The sequence below is a fragment of the Occultella glacieicola genome (assembly GCF_004353825.1).
Classification (GTDB): Bacteria; Actinomycetota; Actinomycetes; order Actinomycetales; family Beutenbergiaceae; genus Occultella; species Occultella glacieicola.
Genome location: NZ_SMNA01000006.1, coordinates 440,247 through 461,006, shown reverse-complemented (window position 1 = coordinate 461,006; position 20,760 = coordinate 440,247). Strand labels below are relative to the sequence as shown.

The window sequence follows — 20,760 nt, the reverse complement described above, 5'->3', positions numbered from 1 at the left end:
GAAGCCGCCCCCTCCGAGGATTCGGACGGGGCGGCTGCTGTCTCGAGCGGGTCCTCTACCAGCCGCGGATCAGGTCGATGCCCAGGCCCGGGCGATAGCCCTGGTCCCCTCCGTACGTGGCCGTCACCAGGGTCAGGAACGAGACCGGCGGCAGTTCCACGCTGGCGCGGCCGTCGGCGTCGAGCATCACCACCTCGACGACGCGGAACCCGGAGGTGATCGTCACCGTGCCCGTCGGGGCGGGCCCGCCGTCGGCACCACGCACGGTGATCGTGACCTGGGGGGCCTCCCCGCGGCGCACCATCGACGGGGCGTCGATGTCCACCGAGGGGCGCGCCGGTACCACCCGGTACGCGACTGCCGCGCTGGTCGAGTCCGTCACCTCGGCATCACCGAGATAGACCGCGGTCAATTGGTACCGGCCGGCCGGCAGATCGCGCGGGAGCTCCACCTCGGCGGTGCCGACGAGGCCGTCCACGCTCAGCTCGCCGCCGACGAGCACGTCGTCGCCGTTGCGGATCTCCACGACGCCCGACGGCGGAGCCGACGTCCCGGCGACGGTCACCGTCGCCGTCGTGGCCGTTCCGTAGCCGCCCGCGGGGCGGGACAGGTCGACCCCGGTCGTCGCCGCGGACCGGGATACCTCGACGGCGACCGGCTCCGAGGCCGATGCCGCCCAGTCCGCGGTTGCGGACGTGAAGGCGGCCGTCAGCGAGTGAGTGCCGGCGCCGAGCGTCACGACGGTGGAGGCCGCGCCGTCGGCGACGTCGACCGTGGCCAACTCGGTGGTGCCGTCGAGGAACGTGACGGCACCGGCCGCCCCGGCGGGTTCGACGGTGCTGGTGAGGGTGAGGTCGGCACCGCTGACCGGGTCCCCGGTGATCGCCAGCGTCGTCGAGGTCGGGTCGGCCTCGCCGTCATCGGTGCAGCTATCGCTGACCTGGCAGGTCACCTCGACCTCGAACATCCGCACCCGGCCGTCGGGGCTCGTGAACCCCTCGAACCGCAGCGCGGTCGCTCGGACGCCGCCGAACTGGTGCACGGTGCCGATCTCCACGTTCCCACGGACCTCGGCGACCGTGACCCACTGCCCGTCCACCTGGGCCGTGATGTCGTAGTCATCCAGCTGGTAGTTCTGCTGCTGGTAGGTGCTCACCGTGTCGATAGGCGACTCCTGCGCGAACGTGATCTCCAGCCAGGGATCGGTGTCCTCAGCCGCGCTCACCCACCGGCTGTCGGCGGCGTCGGTGTCGCCGTCGATCAGGTTCGACGCGGTGAAGTCCCGGAGCTCGCTGGAACTCTCGGCGCTCGCCCCGTTGGAAGCGAGGGCGTAGTTGTACGGTTGGTCCGGGTCGGGATCACCCTCCCCGGTGCCGAACTCGTGGGACCACTCGGTCGTCGAGCCCGCCGCCAGCTGGTAGCAGTCCGCGGCCACGGCCCGCACGGTCACCGCGCCCGAGCCGGGATGGATCCCGGGTTCGATGACCTGGCCGTCCACCCGGTAGCCGACACCGGTGGCCTCCGGAACGGTGAACGTGTCCTCGTCGGTGCCGTCCCGGTCGTCGAAGGTGACCGGAGCCGGGGTCACGACCCAGGGCTCGGTGCCCCGGGTCAACGTCGCCTGGAAGACCTCGGACCCTCGGGCGAAGTACAGCCGCCCGTCGGAGTGCGGCATCACATAGTTCCCGTGCGTGAGGACCTCGTAGGCGCCGGTCCACGGGTCGAGCGAGAAGATGATCCCGCCGCCCGTGGATCCGTAGAGGAGCCCGTCAGGGCCAAGCGAGAGCTTGGGGTAGCCATGGTTGCCGCTGCCCCCGCCGGTGATCTCCACGGACTGCTCGACCTGCCGGGTCTGCGGGTCGAACCGGAACACGGTGCCGTCGCCGGTCAGGGCCCAGAGCTGGCCGTCCTCCCGGGGCACCATCGCCGAGATCGTGGACAGCCCCGGGATCGGGGCGGACTGCCACGCGATGGTGTCCGTGGTGAGGTCCCAGGCGATGATCACGGACTCGTCGACGATCGGGTCCGCGCCCGGGGTGTTGTTCGAGGTGCCGATGTAGAGGGTGTCGCCGATCACGGCCATCGAGATCAACTGGTGGCCGGGCAGGATCTCACCGAAGTCCTCGACCTCGCCGGTCGACGGGGTGAAGAACACCAGTCGCCCGCTCGGGTGACCGCGCTTGCCGAGGCTGCCGGCGGCGATCCGGTCACCGGCCTCCGCGAGGCCGAAGAGCCGGTCCTGGTTGTGGTCGTTGAGGCTGAAGACCACCCCCGGGTTCCCGCTGCCGAGGGGCTGGTCGGGGTCGTAGCGGCGCAGGACCGCTCCGGTGTAGGTGCCCAGGTAGATCGCCTCGTCCGTGGTCAGGTACTGATGCACCTGCGCCGACAACGAAGCGGACTGGACGTTCAGTTCGTCGGCGTCGGGGTCGTAGGTGACCAGGTTGCCGTTGTTGAAACTCAGGCCCACGTACACCTCGCCGTCGTTCCCGCTGCCGAAGGACCGCACCGTGATCGGGGTCATCGGCATCTGAGCGTCGGTATCCACGGCACCGGTGCCGGTCCCGAGGTTGAACCGCCAGAGCTCACCGCGCCGGCCCATGCCGACGATCGACTCGCCCGGGTAGTCCTCGTGTCCGAGCTCGATGAGGCCCATGCCGCCGCCACCGAGGTAGTAGTTGACGGCCCGGTCCCACCCGGCATCGGCGAGCTCGAGGGTCGCGACGTCGAAGGAGTACAGCCGGTTCTCAGCGGTGTTGGCGAAGTAGACCTTGCCGTCGGCCGAGACCTCGGTCGGCATGCTCGGTGCGCTGCGGGGCAGGTGCGCGACCCACTCGCCGACGCTGGGGTCGTAGACGTGCCACTCGAGCGAACCACCGAAGTATGCGAAGAGCAGTCCGTCGCGCCAGGCCATCAGGCTGATCCGGTAGTCGTTCGGCGCCATCGTCGGCGGCTGCGGGATCTCGGTCCGCTCACCGGTGTCCAGGTCCAGCCGGATCACCCGGGCGGTGCCCTCGGTGCCGACGTACAGGTTCCCGGCCTCGTCGTAGGCGACGGCTCGCGCGTAGTACTCGGTCGGGTCGACCTGACCGTAGTCCGTGAACTCGTCGGTGCTCGGGTCGTAGCTGAAGACATGCCCGTTCGGGAACGTGCCGCCGTACAGCGTGCCATCCTCGGCCTCGACGATCCGGGTGATGTGCGACTCGCCCACGACGGCGTGGCCGAGGTTGGTCATCGTGTCCGTCGCGGCGTCGTACCGGAACAGCAGTGCCTCCGGCCCCCACCCGGGGATGTAGACCGAGCCGTCCTGGGTCGAGATCATCGACAGCGAGTCGTTGAGCTCCTCGATCGCGTGGTGGCGCAGCTGCTCACCGGTCAGCGCGTCGATGACGGCGAACTGCACCGCGTTGCCCGGACTGCCGCCCTGGACATAGAGGACCGGTCGGCCGTCCGGCAGGTACCCGGTGGCGGACACGTTCATCTGCAGCTCCGTGACCGGCACCCCGAGGCTGCGCACGGCCACCCCGGTGGCCGGGGGGGCGGCCGGGCACTCCGGTGCGTCGCCACCGCAGAGACCGCCGGCCCGGCAGGTCACCTCGAGCTCGAACAACCGGACCCGCCCGTCCGAGCTCGAGACGCCGTCCAGCCGCACCGCCGTGGCGAGCACGCCGTCGAACTCGTGGACCGTCCGTGGTGAGACGTTCCCACGTGCCTCCGCGACCGTGACCCACTGGCCGTCGACCTGCGCGGAGATGTCGTAGTCACCGAGCTCGTAGTTCAGGTACTGGTACAGGTTCACCGTGTCGATCGGGGACTCCTCGGCGAAGGTGACCTCCAGCCATGGCTCGTCGTCACCAGCGGCACTCACCCACCGGCTCGCCGTGCTGGAGGTGTCGCCGTCGATGGTCTGCGCCGCGCCGTACTCACCGTGGGCGCTCGATGCGGTGGCGGAGGCCCCGTTCGCGGCGAGGGCGTAGTTGTACGGTTCCGTCGGTTCCGTCGGGTCCGTCGGGTCCGTCGGGTCGGGCGCGACCCAGCCCTGTGGGGTGCCCCGGAACACGACGGTGTCCCGGGCGAAGAAGAACCGCCCGTCGCCGGTCGGGGTCGCCTCGCTGCCCTCGGTGATCAGTTCGACCGCTCCGGTCGCGACCTGGACGGTGTACACCCAGCCTCCGGCGTTGCCGACGAGGGTGTCCTCGTCGAGCAGCCCCAGCCGGGCCCCGGCCCAGTCGCCGGCGCCACGCGGCTCACCGAAGATCGACGCCACCTCGGTCGTCCCGATCGTGTACCCGGCGCCGTCGTGGCGGACGTCGAGCTCCAGGATGGTCGAGTCGTTCGCGACCGCCCAGATCCGCCCATCGGGGAGCTCGCGGATCTGGCTGATCGCCGAAGCACCGGCCCGCGGGACGGTCACGTACTCGGTGGTGAGCGTCGCGAGGTCGAAGACGAACAGTCGCGCGTCCGGATCGGGATGCTCCACACCGAGCTGGTTGCTCGTGGTCCCGCCGATGAGAACGTCACGTCCGTCGATCTCCCGGTGCAGGACCGACGCGACGGCGTAGGTCGGGACGGGCTCGTCGGTGTAGGGGATGGTGCCGTCGACCGGGTCGACGATGCTCAGGTGTCCGCCCAGGGTGCCCTTCGGGCCAAGGGTCGCCACGGCGAGGCGGTCCCCGGCCTCGACGATCGCGAGCACCCGCTCCTGGTCGTGGGAGTCCAGGCGAGCGATGCTGATCGGGTTGTACGGGTAGTCCCACTGGGCGGTGTGGTCGTGGCGCCACACCCCGGCGTCGGAGTACCCGCCGATGTACATGCTCGGCTCGGCACCCTCGACCTCGACGGTGCCGATGAACTGGGACTGGGAGGGGCCGGGGAGCGGTTCGTGCTCCAGCGTGTCGACGTCGATCCGGGCCATGGTGTTCGGCGTCAGGAAGCCGGCGGCGTACAGCTGGTTGTCGGGTGCCATGCCCAGGGCGGCGATCTTCAGGGCGCCTGCGGAGGCCTCGGTCTGCACCCAGCGGAACTCCTGCGTCTGCAGGTTGTAGTGCCACATGCGTCCGGTCAGGCCCATCCCGGTCAGGGTGGTGCCGGGCCACTGCGGATCCTCGAGCTCCAGGATGCCGAAGCCGCGGCTGGTGTTGAGGGAGATCGCGTCGAGCTCGGTGACCCGGGTGACCCCGCCGGTCGCGAGGTCGTAGCCGAACACGTCGTTGGGGGTGCGGTTGACGTAGTAGACGCGGCCGTCGACCACCTCGGAGATCGGGCTCGCCTGGACATCGGTGAGCGACTCCCGCCACGCTCCGATGGACGTGTCGTAGACGATGTAGGCGTACGCGGGACTGAGGAACGCGAACAGCAGTCCGTCCCGGTAGTACATCTCGTTGACGTAGGTCTGCTGCCCGGCATACTCGCTGGGCAGGGGGATCTCCGTACGCTCACCCGTGGTGACATCCATCTCGAACAGCCGGGCGTTCGTGCCGGTGCCGACGTACAGCGTGTGGTCGCCGTCGAATGCCGTGGACCGCGCGTACTGCTCGCCGTCCGCGATCGGTCCGAAGTCGTGGAAGCCCCGCTCCGGGTGGTAGCTGAACACGTGCCCGCTCGGGAACGTCCCCGAGTACAGCGTCCCGTCCTCGGCGAAGGACGTCAGCCGCGAGATGTTCGTCTCGCCGGCCACCGGCGCGCCGAGATCGGTCACCGCGTCGGTGGCCGGGTCGTAGCGGAACAGGTTGGCACCGGGAGTCTGGCCCGCCGCGTAGGCGGACCCGTCCGGGGACACGCCGGTGTAGTTGGAGGTGGTCTTGTCACCGAGGTCGTGGACCGAGAGCAACTCGCCGGTCTCACCGTTGACGACGCTCAGTCGGGCCGGCTCCCCGTAGGTCGGGGCGTAGACCACCGGGGAGCCGTCGGGCATTGCGCCCATGGCCGCGGTCCGGATGTTGACCGCGGTGATCGGTGCCCCGACCTCCTCGATCGTGTGGCCGTTCTCGACGGTGTTGCCCACCGCGGGCAGGGCGCTCACCACGAGCGCCGCGACCGCGACCAGGGCGATGTGGGTCGGTGTCCTTCGTTTCATCTCTGGTATCGCTTCCATGTCCGATTGGCTGAGGGTCGAGGGGTGCCGGTGCGCGGGTCTACGTGCCGGCGTCGGTTTCGATCAGGTGGATGACGGCGTTCGTCCGCGCCCGCAGGTCCGCGCACGCCGCCTCGTCGAGCGTGTCGGGTCGCCCCGGCCGGTCCAGGTGCCGCAGGAAGCGGTCCAGCGCGCGGATGGCGGCCGCAGCCCGGTCCGCTGCGAGATGCCACTGCGCCCGTTCGGCCGCGTGAGTGAGCCAGAGCGCCAGCGGGCCGGCGACGGAGCCGTCCTCGATGTGACCCGCCAGGGCGGTAGCAAGTGCCGACGCCGCCCCGGCGGGGTCGGTGGGGCCGTCCGAGGGTGCCTCGATCACACACACGTCCGTGGTGTCCACGCAGTACACGTGGCCGTTGCCGGCCATGACGACTCGGTGGGTGTCCCGGTCGGTGCGCAGGAACTGCGGCGCCAGGGTCTCGTGGTCGAGGAAGAACAGGTCCCAGCCGGCGGTCCCGAGAAAGCCACCGCGCGCCGGGTCGTACACCAGCGAGGAGTGGTTGCCCCACGGATGGATGCTGCCGGGCTCCTCGATCACGCGCGAGGACCGGACCAGCTCCCGTGCCTGCGGATCGAACTCGAAGACGACACCGCCCTCGGTGAGGCCCCAGAGGTGTCCGTCCGGGGTCCAGGTCAGCCCGTTGACGACGGCGGCGCCGGGCACCGGGCTGCCCTGCCAGACGACCGCCTCGGTGGCGACGTCCCAGATGAACAACTCCGCCTCGTCCGCCACCGGGGTGGTTCCGGAGCCACCGTGGACCGAGGTGCCGCCGTAGAGCAGACCGTCGCGATGGACGAGGGAGATGATGCTCTGGCCCGGGATCACGTCCCGGTGGACCTCGAACTTCCCGGTCTCGGTGTCCAGCATGGTGATGCTGCCGCCGTTGTACCCGGGTTCCGGGATCGTCCCGAGGGCGACCCGGTCACCGGTGGAGGCGATCGTCCAGACCCGGTCCTGGTGGTAGGGCTCCCCGCGGTTCAACTTGATGATCTGGCTGGGGTTGGTGCCCCACTCCCAGGGCTCGTCGAGGTCCCCGACGTTGACGCCGGCCCCCGAGTAGTCGCCGATGACGATCCGACCGTTGTGGGAGCCGAAGCCCTCGGCCTGGGACGGGCCCGAGAGCACCTCGAGCTCGTGGGTGCCCTGCTGGATCCGGCCGATCAGCCCCGGCCCGATCTTCGCGCCCGAGTAGACGTTGCCGTCCGGCCCCACACCGAAGCCGACGATGTCCACCGACGACGGCAGGATGTCCGCCTGGACCGAGCTCGCGTCTGCGCTCGCCAGTGGGTACCGGAGCAGTTCGCCCGAGGTGGTGAGGGCGACGAAGGTCTCCACGCCGTCGAGTCGGACGACACCGATCCCGTAGGTGTTGCTCGCCGCGGCCAGGCGTTCGACCAGGTCGGTATCGCTGAACCCGAACTCGCTGACCGCACCCGTCGAGACGTCGTAGGCCAGGGCCGTGCCCCCGCTGAGGAAGTACGAGAGTCCGGTGGACGCCGGCTCCGTCGTACCGGCGGCGCCGACCGCGGGGATCGTGTCGATCCACTCCTGTGTCGCGAGGTCGTACACGAGCGTGTCGAACCGGCCGCGGGGGGACAGGCCGGCGAACACGTGGTCGCCGCGCTCCTCCAGCCGCAGCACGTAGTTCACGTTGTCCAGGTCGGGCAGCTCGATCTCGCGCATGTCGCCGGTGACCGGGTCCACGGCAACCAGGTGCGGCACCGGGCCGGTCCCGACCCAGATCTCGTCGCCGACGATCTCGACGGCGTACCCGTAGGTCGCATCGTCGGCGACCGACCCGTAGTCGCGGATCGCACCGGTCGCCGGGTCGTAGGCGAGCAGTTTGGCGTCCGGATAGGTGGAGATGTACGCGGTCCCGTCCTCGGCGACGGCGATGTCCCGGAGCCAGCCCTGACCCGCGATGCGCTCGCCGATCAGTTCGACGCCGGCGCCGGGCACGTATCGGTGCAGGGAGCCCGGCGTCGGATCGTTCGTGTTGAAGTACACCGAGCCGTCGGGTGCCGGTGCGACAGACCCGGCGACGAACTCGCCGGGGACCTGATGGCTCTCGATCGACTCGCCCGTGCGGAGGTCGATCACGTTGAACGTGACCGGCTCGCCGTTGGACGTCGCATAAGCCACCGGGGTGCCGTCGGCCAGTTCGCCGAACGCGGCGGCGCGCACGTTGACGGCTTCGATGGCCGGTCCCAGTTCGATCACGTCCAGGTCCGTCCCGGTGACATTGGCGGCAGCGGGTGATGACCCGCCCGTGAGGCCGATCCCACCGATCGCCATGGCCAGGGCAAGGGCCCCGATCGGTCCACGCAGAGCGTGTCGTCGCATCAGTCTCAACTCCCATGTCGAGGTCTCGATACGGGGACCGTATGGAGTTATCGGGTATTAGGGAAGGGCGTGATACGTATTAGCGGCCTGGACCCTTGTGGGCACTGTTACGAAACTGTGACGAACCGCCCGGGACGCCCGGGAAGCGCATGATGTTGCGCATAACGCCTTGCACGGTCTACAGTTCGACGCAGAAACGGGCTTGACCGTAACCCACCGTCACGGGCATGGTTGCGGCATCAGCTTGGGCCCGGGGTCCTGATACGCATTACCAACGGAGGTGGTCGGCGTGGCGCAGCGAGTGACGCAGGCCGACGTGGCGCGACTCGCCGGCGTGAGCCAGGCGACGGTCTCGCTCGTTCTTAACAGTGCTCCCGACACGAAGGTGCGCGTGGGTGAGGGGACCAAGCGCCGGGTCCTGGCCGCCATCCAGCGCACCGGCTACACCGCCAACCCGTTCGCCCAGGGTCTGGCCCGAGGCCGCAACCACATCGTCGGGGTCTTCACCTACGAGTCCGTGTTCCCCAAGGGCAGTGCCGACTTCTTCTCCCCGTTCCTGGAGGGCATCGAGGCCGGTGCCGAGGAACTCGGCCTCGACCTGATGCTGTTCACCAGCGTGCCCTCCCGCAACACCGGGCATCGCACGCTCTCGGAGACCGGCTGGAACCGGGTCGCCATCACCGACGGGTGCATCCTGCTCGGACGCCATGACGACCGGTACGACACCGAGGCGATGCTGGCCCAGCGGTTCCCGTTCGTGTTCGTCGGCCGGCGCGACTCCGCCGACCGCGTCATCCCGTATGTGGGCGCGAACTATCGACACTCGACCCGCCACGTCGTCGAGCATCTCCTGGCGCTCGGGCATCGACGCATCGCCTTCCTCGGCGATCTCGGCCTGAGCGAGTCGGCGACCGACCGCCACGAGGGTTACCGGGACGCGATGACGGCGGCAGGGCTGCGTCCGATGATCTTCAGCAGCGATGCGTTCTCCGCGGACGAGGCCATCGACCTCATCGTCGGCCATGCGGCCACCGCGGCGGTCCTCGGCTCCGACTATCGAGCCGCGGAGATCCGCGCCGGCGCCGTCGCCCGCGGGTTGGACGTCCCACGGGACCTGTCGCTAGCACTCCTGGGTCAGCCCACCACGGCGTTGGCCGACGAGCAGCGCTGGACCGGGTTCCGGATCCCGCGCGAACAGATGGGCCTGGAGGCGCTCCGGTTGCTCGCGGCCCAGATCGAAGGACGAGACGAGCTCGAACTGCAGCGGCTGTTGCCCTGCACGTTCGTCGAAGGGGAGACGGTGATGGCACGGTGAACGCGGATCTGGCGACAGACGTCCTGGTGGTCGGTGGCGGACTGGGTGGCGTAGCCGCCACGCTGGCCGCGCTCGAGGCGGGGCGTCGGGTGGTCCTGGTCGAGGAGTACGACTGGCTGGGCGGACAGCTCACCTCCCAGGGTGTCCCGGTGGACGAGCACCCATGGATCGAGGAGATGGGCGCGACCAGGCGGTACCGGCGGTTGCGCGACGGCATCCGGGCGTACTACCGCGCGCATTTCCCGCTGACCGAAGCCGCGCGCCGGGAGCCGCTGCTGAACCCCGGCGCCGGCACCGTGTCCAAACTGTGCTCGGAGCCGCGCGTCGGCACCGCGGTGATCACGGGCATGCTCGCGCCATGGCTCTCGGCCGGGAGGTTGCAGCTGGTCAAGCCCGCCGTCGCGATCGGCGCCGAGGTCGACGGTGACGTCGTCACCTCGGTCCGGGTCCGTCGCCTCGACGGCGGGGACGAGTTGAGCATCGGCGCCGCGTACGTGCTCGACGCCACCGAGACCGGGGACCTGCTCCCGCTCACCGGCACCGAGTACGTCACCGGTTTCGAGTCACGGCACGAGACCGGCGAGCCCAGTGCGCCCGAGGAGGCACAGCCGGACAACTGGCAGGCGCTGAGCGTGTGCTTCGCTGTCGATCACGTCGACGGCGACCACACGATCGACGAGCCCGAGCAGTACCGGAAGTGGCGCGCGGTCGCGCCCGAGTTCTGGTGGGGGCCACTGCTCGGGCTGGTCTCGCCGCATCCCCGCACGCTCGAGGCGGCACCGCGGACGTTCGTGCCGAACACCGACGAGGATCCGCTGTCGATCGACGCGGACCAGAGCAAGGATCCCGGTGACCTGAACCTGTGGATCTATCGCCGGATCGCGGCCCGGAAGCTGTTCGAACCAGGCTTCTACGACAGCGACATCACGCTCGTCAACTGGCCCTCGATCGACTACTTCGAGGCCCCGGTGGTCAACCAACCAGCCGACGTGGCGGCCGCCCGGCTGCGGGACGCCCGGCAGTTGAGCCTCTCGATGCTGTACTGGCTCCAGACCGAGGCCCCGCGGCCGGACGGCGGCACCGGGTGGCCCGGCCTGCGGTTGCGGCCCGAGGTGATGGGCACGGTGGACGGGTTGGCCCAGGCTCCCTACCACCGGGAGTCCCGCCGGATCAGAGCACTGACCACGGTGACCGAGAACGACGTCTCAATGGCCGTGCGCGGCGGTGCCGGCGCGCGACGGTTCCACGACTCGGTCGGCATCGGGATGTACCGGATCGACCTGCACCCCTCGACCGGCGGCGACAACTACATCGACGTGCCCTCGTGTCCGTTCCAGATCCCGCTGGGCGCCCTGATCCCGCAACGGATGCGCAACCTGCTCCCGGCGAACAAGAACATCGGAACCACCCACATCACCAACGGGTGCTATCGACTCCACCCCGTCGAGTGGAACATCGGCGAGGCCGCGGGAGCGTTGGCGGCCACCTGCATCGAGGACGGCGTCGAACCCCGCGAGGTCCACAAGGACCCCGCCCGCCTCGCGCGGTTCCAGGAGTCGTTGGTGCAGCAGGGGATCGAACTCAGCTGGCCGGAGGGGGTCGTCGGCTACTGAGACCCCGGGGAACACGAGCAGTACCGATTTCAACGATGAGATGAGGAATGACCCATGAGAAGCAAGACACTGATCGCCGCCGGCCTGGCGGCGGTGTTCGGTCTGGCGGCCTGCAGCTCCGGCGATGACGACGAGACCGGCGGAGGAGGTGGCGAGACCGGCGGCGACGGGACGCTCTCCGGTGAGGTCACCATGTGGTACCCGCCGATCGCCGGTGACGCCGAACGCGAGTTCTGGGACGCCAAGATCGCCGAGTTCACCGAGATGCACCCGGACGTCGAGGTCACGGTGGAGATCGTGCCGTGGGACGGTCGGGCCGAGCGGCTCCAGACCGGCATCGCCGGCAACACGACACCGGACGTCACCTACGTCCTACCCTCGGACGTTTACTCCTACGGAAGCCAGGGCATCTTCACCGACGTCTCCTCGATCATCGCCGAGGACTCCGACGACTTCCTGCCCAACGCCCTCGAGACCCTGAGCGTCGACGGGACCCTGTACGCGGTGCCCACCCTGGTCGGCATGTCGACCACGATCTACGTGCGCGACGTGTGGGACGCCGTCGGAATCTCCGAGGAGGACTACCCGACGACGTTCGAGGAGGTCCGCGAACTCGCCCCGATGCTCGCCGACGAGGGCTACTACATCACCCAGTACGACGCGGCCCCCTCCATGACCCTGAACGGCAGCTTCTACCCGCTGCTCTGGGCCTCCGGCGGGCGGGTCCTGAACGCCGACGGTGAGGTCACCGTGAACGGTCCGGAGGCGATCGAGGCCCTCGACTTCATCAGTTTCCTCGTCGACAACGACTACACGCCGCGGGACGCGCTCACCACCGACCTGCCGGTCGAGACCAGCCCGATCGCCCGCGGTGAGGTGGCGATGCTGTTCGCCCGCTCGGTGGCCTCGCTGACCCAGTACGGCCTCACCGAGGAGCAGCTCGTCGTGGGCCCGCCGATCGAGAACACGGAGTCGACCAGCTACGGCAACGTCGGTGGGTACGCCCTCTTCGAGGGCTCCGCGGACAACGAGGCTGCTCACGAGTGGATCCGGTTCGTCACCAGCCCTGCGTTCCTCGCGGAGTTCCTCCCGGAGCGGGACCAGCTCTCCCCGCGGCTGTCGGTGACGGACCTGTACCCGGAGGACTCGCCGAACGCCCAACTGGCGCAGTACCTGGACCGGGGGATCGTCGACCCGCAGGCCCCCGGTGGCACCGAGATCATGAACGTCCTCAAGCCCGCGGTCCAGTCGGTGCTGCTCGGCCAGGCCGAGCCGCAGGCCGCGATGGACGGCGCCGCCGAGGAGATCGAGGGCGTCCTCGCCCGTACCGGCGGCTGACCCCCTGGTGCGACCGCCCCGGTGGCCGGGGCGGTCGCACCTCCGACCGTCGAAAGGAAGACATGACAGTCCAGCAGACCCGCGTCGCGGGACCACCCAAACAGACGATCGCGGCGCCGTCGTCCCCCCGCGGATCCCGGCGGGCCGCTCGACGCAGGGCGACGACGATCGCGATGATCTTCGTCCTGCCCTACCTGCTGATCTTCCTGGCGTTCCGAATCCTGCCGGCGTTCGGCGGGCTCGGACTGAGCCTGTCCGACTACTCCCTGACCGGGGACATCTCCTGGGTCGGGGGTGACAACTTCGAGCGGCTGTTCGGTGACGACCTGTTCTGGAACGCGCTGCGGGTCACGATCGTCTACTCGGTCATCGCGGTCCCGCTGGTGGTCGTCGTGTCGCTGTTCATGGCGCACCTCGCCTCGAGGTCGATCCGTGGCATCAAGGTGTATCGGGCGGCCTTCTTCCTCCCGGTGATCACGAGCCTGGTCACGACGGCGGTCATCTGGCAGTGGATCTACTCCTCCGAGGGCCCGCTGAACTGGTTCCTCGGAGTCTTCGGGGTCGGACCGGTGCCGTGGTTGGCGAGCAGCATCGCGGTCCTGCCCTCCCTGGCCGTGGTCGCCATGTGGTCCCGGTTCGGCTACGACATGCTGATCCTGATGGCGGGCATGCTGGACATCCCGCAGGACTATTACGAGGCCGCGAGCCTGGACGGCGCGAACGCGTGGCAGCGATTCCGACACATCACGCTGCCGGGACTGCGGCGCCCGCTGTTCTTCGTCGTGATCCTGGAGATCGTGTCCTCGTTCCAGGTCTTCGACCTCATCTACGTCATGACCGGTGGTGGACCGGTGACGGCGAGCTACTCGTTGGTCTTCATGATCTACGACCAGGGCTTCGGCTACTTCAACTTCGGGTACGCCAGCGCAGCCGGTGTGGTCCTGCTGGTGATCACCCTGATCGTCTCGGCCATCCAGCGCCTCTACCTCAAGGACGACGACTGATGACGGACACGGCGATGAGACCCACACACCCGCCGCGGCGCCGGCGACCCTGGTGGCGCACGGCCTCGGCCCACCTGCCCCTGATCATCGTGGCGATGATCACCCTGTTCCCGTTCTTCGTGATGCTGGTCATCTCGGTGCAGCCCGGGCAGGCGATCGACCTGCCGCGCTCGTTGTGGCCACAGTCCTGGGACTTCAGCGAGTTCGGCCGGCTGCTCTCCCGCGGGGAGATGACGACGTGGATCATCAACACCGCGATCTACGCCGTGGTCTCGGTGGTGCTCGTGCTCGCGCTGGCATCGATGGCCGCCTACGCGTTCGCGAAGCTGAGCTTCCCGGGCCGGAACGTGGTGTTCCTGGTCATGGTCGCGATGCTGATGGTGCCCTACCACCTCACCCTGATCCCGAAGTTCATCCTGATCTCGGAGCTCGGCGGGTTGAACACCCACTGGGGACTGATCCTGCCCACCATCGCGAACGTCCAGGCGTTGTTCCTGATGCGGCAGTTCATCGCCGGGATCCCGAACGAGTTGATCGAGGCCGCCCGCATCGACGGGGCGGGGGAGTTGCGGATCTTCTGGCAGATCATCCTGCCGCAGACGAAGCCGATCCTGGCCACGCTCGGGGTGTTCGTGTTCCTGTGGCACTGGAACGACTTCCTCTGGCCGCTGGTCGCGAACACGGCGTCCGCGAAGTACACGTTGACCGTCGGGCTCTCTTCACTGAACGAGGAGCAGACGTCGTTGGCCGTGACGATGGCCGGCGCCCTGATCACGTTCGTCCCGATCTTCATCATCTTCCTGATCATGCAGCGCTACTTCGTGCGCGGCGTGACGATGAGCGGCATCAAGTGACCCGGATCGACGTCAGCGCGACCCCGGAACTGCTGGCGCTGCTGTTCACGCCCAGCCAGCTCGAGGCTCTGCGCTCCCTCGGCGACCTGCACCTGCACCTGGATCCCGAACGGCTGGCCGCAGAGCTCGCCGGAGTGGACCTCGACGTCATGATCACCTCCTGGGCCACACCGCCGCTGGCGACGTGGGCGCCGGGGCGCCGACCCCGGCTGATCGCGCACACGGGTGGCACCCTGCGCCCGATCCTGGGCGACGGCGGGGTCCCCGAGGGCTGCGCCGTCAGCCAGGCGTCGGCCGCGATGGCCGACGGGGTGGCGGAGCTGGCGCTGGCGATGTGCCTGGTGCTGTTGCGTGAGTTGCACACCTTCGATCGCGCCCTGCGCGATCCCGACGGCGGGCCCGCCATCGGCGGCCTGCACGGGCGGGAGCTCGCGCACCGGCGGATCGGCGTGATCGGCGCGTCCAGGACCGGGCGTTCGTTCATCTCGATGGTCCGCGGACTCGGCGCCGCCCGGGTCCGGGTCGCCGACCCGTACCTGGGCGCCGAGGACGCCGCCGCGCTCGGCGTCGGCAGCGCTGATCTGCGGGACCTGCTCGCCTGGAGCGAGGTCCTGGTGCTGCACGCCCCGGTCACCGCGGAGACCATCGGCATGCTGGGGGCAGCCGAACTGGCCCTGCTGCCGGACGGCGCCGTGGTGGTCAACACCGCGCGCGCGGCGCTGGTCGAGGAGGCCGCGCTGGTGGCCGAGGCGCTCTCGGGTCGGTTGCGCTTCGGCCTGGATGTCCTGCACCGCGAACCCCTGCCCGAGGACTCCCCGCTGCGGGGCCTACCCAACGTCTACCTGAGTCCGCACCGGGGCGCCGCGACGGTCGAGGCCCGGGAGCGACAGGGCCAGATCACGGTCGATGAGATCGCCCGATTCGTCGCGGGCGATCGGCTCCAGCACGCGATCGACCCGGCCGTCTATGCCCGCCTGTCCTGACCCCCACCACCCCAGAGAGGGAGCCCGTCCATGGCCCGGCACCTGACCGTCAGCAGCGTCACGTCCTTCCCGTTCGTCGCCGATCCCGCGATCGGTCACGGCAAGCTGCTCGACGATCTGATCGACCACTGGACCACCCGGATCGCTACGGTGCTGCCCGATCGTCCGGACCTGGTGGTCCTGCCCGAGCACGGCGACCGGCCGCTGGCCCACTGGTACCCGCTGCAGCACTTCCCGATCGAGCAGATCGCCGAGTTCACCGTGCACAAGGGCGACTACCTGCGGGACGCGCTCGCCGAGCTCGCGGCCGCCAATCGGACCCGGATCGCCTACTCCGGCTACCGGATCGACGAGGCGGGCCGGTTGCGCAACTCGACGCAACTGATCGGCATCGACGGCACGGTCCTGGGCGTCTACGACAAGAACTACCTGACGATCCCCGAGCACGGGACTCGGGGGGTGTCCTACGGCGAGCGGATGACGGTGATCGAGACCGACATCGGCCGCATCGCCCCGGTGATCTGCTTCGACCTGAACTTCATCCCGGGGCTCACCGAGCTCGCGCGACTGCGCCCGGAGATCATCCTGTTCTCCTCGGCCTACCACGGCGGCTTCATGCAGCAGTACTGGGCCTACACGTGCCGGTCCTGGTTCGTCGGCTCGGTCTGGCCGCAGAACCCGTCCTCGGTGGTCTCCCCGGTGGGGGAGGTGGTCGCCTCGAGCACGAACTACTACCCGGAGGTCACCACCCGGATCAACCTGGACCACGCCGTCGTCCACATCGACGAGAACGGCCGGAAGTTCGGCGATATCAAGCGCAAGTACGGTGACGGCGTCCGCCTCCACGACCCCGGTCAGGTCGGGGTGGTGCTGCTGACCGCGGAGCGCGAGGACCTGTGCGTCGCCGACGTGATGGCCGAGTTCGGGCTCGTGGACGTCGACGACTACTTCGGCCGGAGCCTGGCGGCCCGCGATGGGGCGCTCGACCGGCCGGCCGGTGCGCGGTCGAGCTGATCCTAGGGACTTGTGCTACCGCGGCCGGTACTCACCGGTGAACGCGGCCCCCGCCCAGGGCTGCCATTCGTCCGGGACCTCGTCGAGGTCGACCCACGCCCCGGGCGTGTCCGCGGCGGCGGACCACGCGATCGCGAGCACGGCGAGCTCGGGCTCGACGAGCCCTCGCGGCCCGGCCGGGGCCGGACCGCGACCGGTCAGATGCTCCAGACAGACGGCCAGGAACGGCCGGTACAGGCCGGCTCCGGCCGGCTCGATGACGTCGACGCCGCCGACGGCGGTGCGCACCTCGGCGCGGAACGGCGCCCCCACGGGCCGGCGTGGGACCTCGACGACGATCGTGGCGCCGTCTGCGTGGCGCAGTTCCCCGGCCAGCACGCCCGGGTCGGTGCCGGTGGCGCGAGCCGCCACCAGGCCGTCACCGAGGAGCCCGACGGCGAGGCTCGTCGCGTGCACGCCGTAGTACAGCGGGTGCCCGGTACAGCCGGTGCGGACCGAGAGTGCGCGTTGCCCTCGACCGCGCCACGCGCGCGCCTCCGGCGCGGTCCGCAACGACGAGCCGCCGGTCACCGGTGGCCCCTCGCCACGCTCCCCGGCCGCCGCCGCGGCGGCGAGCGCGCGCAGGTCGCCCGCGCTACCGGCCACGGGCTTGTCGACGAGCACGGCCACCCCGGCGGCGCGCAGCGAGGTGACCTGGGCGAGGTGGCGGTCCCAGTCGGTTCCGAGCAGGATCGCGACGTCGCAGTTCCCGGCCACGTCCTCGAGGTCGCGCCCGACCCGGGCGACGCCGTGCTCGCGGGCGAACCGTGCCGCGTGCGCCGCGCCCCGCAACTCGCCCGGGTCCAGCACCACGGACACCTCGTGTCCGAGGTCGCGCAGGAGCGGCACGAAGGAGCCCGGGTGGCTGGTCTCGAGCCCGACCAGGCCGATCCGCGCGGTCACCACGACGGGGCCGCGGCAACCGGGGCGACGTCGCCCGGGCCGGCGAGGCCGGCGAGGAACACCTCGCGCTCGGCCAGCACGTCCGGGGTGGCCCCGGGATCGTGGGCGAGGCCCGGGGGCATGATGCCCTCGTGCGCGGCCGCCCAGGCGAGTCTTTGGACGTAGCCGTGGAGCGGAGCTGTGAAGGTGAGCCGGGCGAACGCGTCGAGCCGGTCGGACGCGGCCACGAAGTCCGCGAGCCGGTGCTCCTGCCAGGCCCGCAGCAGGTCGACCGACAGATGCGCGCGCGCCGCCGCGATACCCACCAGTGCACCGGTTGCGCCCCACATCAGCGAGGGACCGAACATCCGGTCCTCACCGGTGAGCACGGCCAGGCGTGGTGCGTTGCGCCGGAGCCAGATGATGGCGTCCTGCGCGGCCACAGCGTCGTCGAGGGTGGCGATCTTGACCCCGGTCACGCCCGGGACGCCGGAGAGTGCCGCGAGGTGGTCGGTGCCGTACCGGACGTTGCCCGCGGCTGCCTCGTAGAGCAGGAAGGCGAGCACCGGAAGTCCGGTGGCCTCCGCGATCAACTCGTGCAGCCGCGCCACCCAGGCCGGATCGGGGTCGAGCGCCGCCGGCGGCGGTACGCAGAGCACGGCGGACGCACCGGCGGCCGGGGCCGCGTCCGCCCGCTCGAGCAGCACCCGCTCGACCTCTGTGCGCGAACCGGGCCTGGCGCCGTCGGGCAGGCAGACGGTCGCGACCACGGGCACACCGGTGGCTCGCGCGACCCGGATCAGGTCGGCGTGCGCCTGCGGCGCGAGCAGCCCGCCGCGCCCGGTGTGCGCGCCTACGGCGAGACCGCTGACACCGGCGCGGACGAGGTGCACGGCGTAGTCCGCGAACTCCTCGGACCGGAGCCTGCCCTTGGCGTCGAACGGGGTGAGGGGGGCGGCGACCACGCCGCTCAGCCAGGCGAGTGGGCCGCGGTCGGGATCCGGGGTGTTCACGGCGCGCGACTGCATGGTCGACAGTCTGGCACGGTCCGCGACTACCCTGACCGCACGGACTACGACGTTGCCTCTCGGTTGGCCATGGGGCACCCGGACCACGAGGAGCGTCCATGATCACAGTCGCGGTGATCGGCCCGCACGACCTCGTCGAGCGCACGGTCGAGGTGGTGGGCGGGATGGACGGGATGCGACCGCGCCCACACCCGTACGAACACGAGCGGGAGACCCCGCAGGTCCTGCGCGAGCTCGGCTCCGACGTCGACATCCAACTGTTCACCGGGGTGGTCCCGTACCAGATCGCGTCGGCGCATGGGCTCCTCGGGCGGATCGCCGGGTACGTGGAGTACAGCGGATCCGTGCTGCTCAGTGCGCTGGTCACGGTGCTGCGTGCGGGGACGCAGCTCACGTCGCTGAGCATCGACACCCTCGACGAGGACGAGGCCCGCGGCACCCTCGCCGAGGCGGGCGTGCAGGCCGACGCGGTGCGGGTGCTTCCGTACGCGCCGGGCACCGACGCCGCCACCCTGGTCGCCTTCCACCGCCGTGCGCACGCGGACGACCCCGGGTCGATCGCGCTGACCTGTCTGGGCTCGGTCTACGACGAGATCGGCGAGACCCAGCCAGCGGTGCGGCTGGCGCCGGCCCGCTCCGCGATCCGGCTCGCCGTGAACCGGCTCCGGCTGCAGCGGGAGTCGATGGACAGCGGCGACGCGCAGCTCGTGCTCGGCATCGTGGAGGCAGCCGCCGACGCCGAGCACGCCCTCGCCGGTGAGCTCGCCCCGCTCGGGGCGTCCCTGATCCACACCGGGTCCAGGGAGTTCCTCGTGGTCACCACCCGCGGCCCGCTGGAGGACGCGACCGCGGAGTTCACCGAGCTGCCGATGCTCGAACGGCTCCGGGCCCAGTACCCGACGCTGCGGGTCGGTTTCGGGCTCGGTGGTTCCGGTGCCGAGGCGCACACGCTCGCCCGCCGCGCGCTCGGCCGGGCCCGCCAACTCGGTCGGGTCGCCGCAGTGATCTCGCTGCGCAACGACATCGACATGACCCTGTCGAGAACCTCGACCCCGCGGTCGAACCAGCGCGCCAACACCGGCCAGCTCGCGCACCGGGCCGGGCTTTCGGTGGGCACGCTGCAGCGGTTGCAGGACTACCTCAGGCACGCCACGAGCCCCGAGGTCACCACCCGTGAACTGTCCGAGCACCTGGGCGTGCAGCCGCGTACTGCACGCCGCATCCTGAACCGGCTGGAGCGGGCCGGGATCGCCCGCGACGTCGGCTCCCGCAACCCCGAGGGCAGCGGCCGTCCGCTCGTGGTCTACCGCGTCTACCTGTGATCGCTCAGGCGCGGTACGCGTGAGGGCCGTCCCGCTCGGCAAGGCCCGTGGTGTGCTCGGCGTGGGGGAGCGCCTCGGCGAGCATCCGGAAGGAGTCGGCGGCGATCCACGTCAAGCCGGCGCCTGGGCCGTGACGCCCGCTGCCGCGCCTCAGTGGATCGCGGCCTTCAGCACGATCATGACCAGACCGAACGCCGCGGTGGTCAGCGACCCGAGCAAGCAGATCCATACGCTCGACCCGCGGCGACGAAACGCGAGGTAGCCGATGAGCGCCAGCACCGCCACGCCGACCCACATGGCAAGCCAGATCGCAACACCGTCCGGGACCACCCTGGTCGCGCCGAGCAACAGGATGCTGGCCGGGATCAGCGCGGCGACCAGCAGCCCCAACGCGCGCCGCAACGAGATCCGGAACGCCTGCCCGAGGGTGACCTCCCGCCCGCCCTCGAATCCGTGGTGGGCGACCGTCCCGGCGTAGACGTGTGCCGCCCAGAACACCACGACGGTGGCGACGACCGCGACGAACACCTCCCACGCGGTCGTGTAGTAGGAGTTGCCGACCACGATCATGCCGGCGACCAGGATGACGCCGTACACGCCCTCCTCGGTGAAGATCGGGACGCGCGCGGCGTCGGTCCGGTGTTCGTCGGTGTGGTCCACCGTGACCGCCCTCCCTGGGAATGCCGCCATTCTAGGAGAAGTACGGCCGACCGGACCGACCTCATGTCGCCTCGTCGGCCGACCGCGGGCGACCCCAGATCGCGCGGCGGACCAGGGCGTGCGTCGGTCCCACCAGCACGAGCACCAGCAGGGGCCGGTAGCCCAGCGCCGGCACGGCATCGACCGGCGCGAGCGACGCTAGCATCGGCGTTCGGGGACGCCGCGGAGTCCGGCCCG

Annotated in this window: 14 protein-coding genes; 8 read left to right on the top strand and 6 right to left on the bottom strand. The window is 70.3% G+C overall.

The window, feature by feature from the left end; all coding sequences use genetic code 11:
- Positions 1-55 precede the first annotated feature (55 nt).
- Both EXU48_RS14875 and EXU48_RS14870 read right to left on the bottom strand, forming a co-directional pair.
- Entirely contained in the window at positions 56-6,073 is a 6,018-nt protein-coding gene (locus tag EXU48_RS14875) for an Ig-like domain repeat protein (RefSeq protein WP_133108421.1), read from the bottom strand.
- Positions 6,074-6,131: 58 nt separating this feature from the next.
- Complete coding sequence (locus EXU48_RS14870) at positions 6,132-8,471, bottom strand: FIMAH domain-containing protein (RefSeq protein WP_133108420.1); 2,340 nt, start codon at positions 8,469-8,471, stop codon at positions 6,132-6,134.
- Between the two features lie 289 nt (positions 8,472-8,760).
- Between EXU48_RS14870 and EXU48_RS14865 the strand changes: the two genes are divergently transcribed.
- The 7 genes from EXU48_RS14865 to EXU48_RS14835 all read left to right on the top strand — a co-directional run bounded on the left by EXU48_RS14865 (position 8,761) and on the right by EXU48_RS14835 (position 16,592).
- Positions 8,761-9,786, top strand: coding sequence for a LacI family DNA-binding transcriptional regulator (locus EXU48_RS14865; protein ID WP_165962825.1), 1,026 nt, complete (start codon positions 8,761-8,763; stop codon positions 9,784-9,786).
- A complete protein-coding gene (locus EXU48_RS14860; protein ID WP_207947749.1) occupies positions 9,783-11,399 on the top strand; it encodes an FAD-dependent oxidoreductase in 1,617 nt (538 codons plus the stop codon). Before EXU48_RS14865 ends, EXU48_RS14860 begins: the two co-directional genes overlap by 4 nt.
- 54 nt (positions 11,400-11,453) lie before the next feature.
- The gene (locus EXU48_RS14855) at positions 11,454-12,737 is read left to right on the top strand and encodes an ABC transporter substrate-binding protein (protein WP_133108418.1); all 1,284 of its coding nucleotides are present in this window, start codon (positions 11,454-11,456) and stop codon (positions 12,735-12,737) included.
- A 62-nt stretch (positions 12,738-12,799) separates the two neighbouring features.
- Positions 12,800-13,741 carry a carbohydrate ABC transporter permease gene (locus EXU48_RS14850; RefSeq protein WP_133108417.1) on the top strand — a complete coding sequence of 314 codons (942 nt, stop codon included), beginning with the start codon at positions 12,800-12,802 and terminating at the stop codon, positions 13,739-13,741.
- Positions 13,742-13,755: 14 nt separating this feature from the next.
- Positions 13,756-14,595: a carbohydrate ABC transporter permease gene (locus tag EXU48_RS14845; protein WP_165962824.1), complete on the top strand. Its 840-nt coding sequence runs from the start codon at positions 13,756-13,758 to the stop codon at positions 14,593-14,595.
- Positions 14,592-15,578: a hydroxyacid dehydrogenase gene (locus EXU48_RS14840; protein WP_207947748.1), complete on the top strand. Its 987-nt coding sequence runs from the start codon at positions 14,592-14,594 to the stop codon at positions 15,576-15,578. Before EXU48_RS14845 ends, EXU48_RS14840 begins: the two co-directional genes overlap by 4 nt.
- Before the next feature lie 30 nt (positions 15,579-15,608).
- A complete protein-coding gene (locus EXU48_RS14835; RefSeq protein ID WP_133108415.1) occupies positions 15,609-16,592 on the top strand; it encodes a carbon-nitrogen hydrolase family protein in 984 nt (327 codons plus the stop codon).
- A 15-nt stretch (positions 16,593-16,607) separates the two neighbouring features.
- On the opposite strand, the gene EXU48_RS14830 is transcribed toward EXU48_RS14835, so the two are convergent.
- Both EXU48_RS14830 and EXU48_RS14825 read right to left on the bottom strand, forming a co-directional pair.
- The gene (locus EXU48_RS14830; RefSeq protein ID WP_165962823.1) at positions 16,608-17,534 is read right to left on the bottom strand and encodes a Gfo/Idh/MocA family oxidoreductase; all 927 of its coding nucleotides are present in this window, start codon (positions 17,532-17,534) and stop codon (positions 16,608-16,610) included.
- Entirely contained in the window at positions 17,531-18,541 is a 1,011-nt protein-coding gene (locus tag EXU48_RS14825; RefSeq protein ID WP_133108413.1) for a dihydrodipicolinate synthase family protein, read from the bottom strand. The genes EXU48_RS14830 and EXU48_RS14825 overlap by 4 nt, the downstream gene beginning before the upstream one ends.
- A gap of 98 nt (positions 18,542-18,639) precedes the next feature.
- On the opposite strand from EXU48_RS14825, the gene EXU48_RS14820 reads away from it, so the two are divergent.
- The gene (locus tag EXU48_RS14820; RefSeq protein WP_133108412.1) at positions 18,640-19,863 is read left to right on the top strand and encodes a winged helix-turn-helix transcriptional regulator; all 1,224 of its coding nucleotides are present in this window, start codon (positions 18,640-18,642) and stop codon (positions 19,861-19,863) included.
- 150 nt (positions 19,864-20,013) lie between these two features.
- Here the strand turns inward: EXU48_RS14820 and EXU48_RS14815 are convergent, their stop codons facing one another.
- Both EXU48_RS14815 and EXU48_RS24535 read right to left on the bottom strand, forming a co-directional pair.
- On the bottom strand, positions 20,014-20,523 hold the full coding sequence (locus EXU48_RS14815) for a hypothetical protein (protein WP_133108411.1): 510 nt from the start codon (positions 20,521-20,523) through the stop codon (positions 20,014-20,016).
- A gap of 61 nt (positions 20,524-20,584) precedes the next feature.
- On the bottom strand, positions 20,585-20,728 hold the full coding sequence (locus EXU48_RS24535; RefSeq protein ID WP_165962822.1) for a hypothetical protein: 144 nt from the start codon (positions 20,726-20,728) through the stop codon (positions 20,585-20,587).
- Between the last annotated feature and the right edge of the window lie 32 nt (positions 20,729-20,760).

Bases quoted from the DNA above. Each gene is read 5' to 3' on its own strand.
- EXU48_RS14875 (WP_133108421.1), bottom strand. From the start codon at position 6,073: ATGAAACGAAGGACACCGACCCACATCGCCCTGGTCGCGGTCGCGGCG.
- EXU48_RS14870 (WP_133108420.1), bottom strand. From the start codon at position 8,471: ATGCGACGACACGCTCTGCGTGGACCGATCGGGGCCCTTGCCCTGGCC.
- EXU48_RS14855 (WP_133108418.1), top strand. From the start codon at position 11,454: ATGAGAAGCAAGACACTGATCGCCGCCGGCCTGGCGGCGGTGTTCGGT.
- EXU48_RS14850 (WP_133108417.1), top strand. From the start codon at position 12,800: ATGACAGTCCAGCAGACCCGCGTCGCGGGACCACCCAAACAGACGATC.
- EXU48_RS14845 (WP_165962824.1), top strand. From the start codon at position 13,756: ATGAGACCCACACACCCGCCGCGGCGCCGGCGACCCTGGTGGCGCACG.
- EXU48_RS14835 (WP_133108415.1), top strand. From the start codon at position 15,609: ATGGCCCGGCACCTGACCGTCAGCAGCGTCACGTCCTTCCCGTTCGTC.
- EXU48_RS14825 (WP_133108413.1), bottom strand. From the start codon at position 18,541: ATGCAGTCGCGCGCCGTGAACACCCCGGATCCCGACCGCGGCCCACTC.
- EXU48_RS14820 (WP_133108412.1), top strand. From the start codon at position 18,640: ATGATCACAGTCGCGGTGATCGGCCCGCACGACCTCGTCGAGCGCACG.
- EXU48_RS24535 (WP_165962822.1), bottom strand. From the start codon at position 20,728: ATGCTAGCGTCGCTCGCGCCGGTCGATGCCGTGCCGGCGCTGGGCTAC.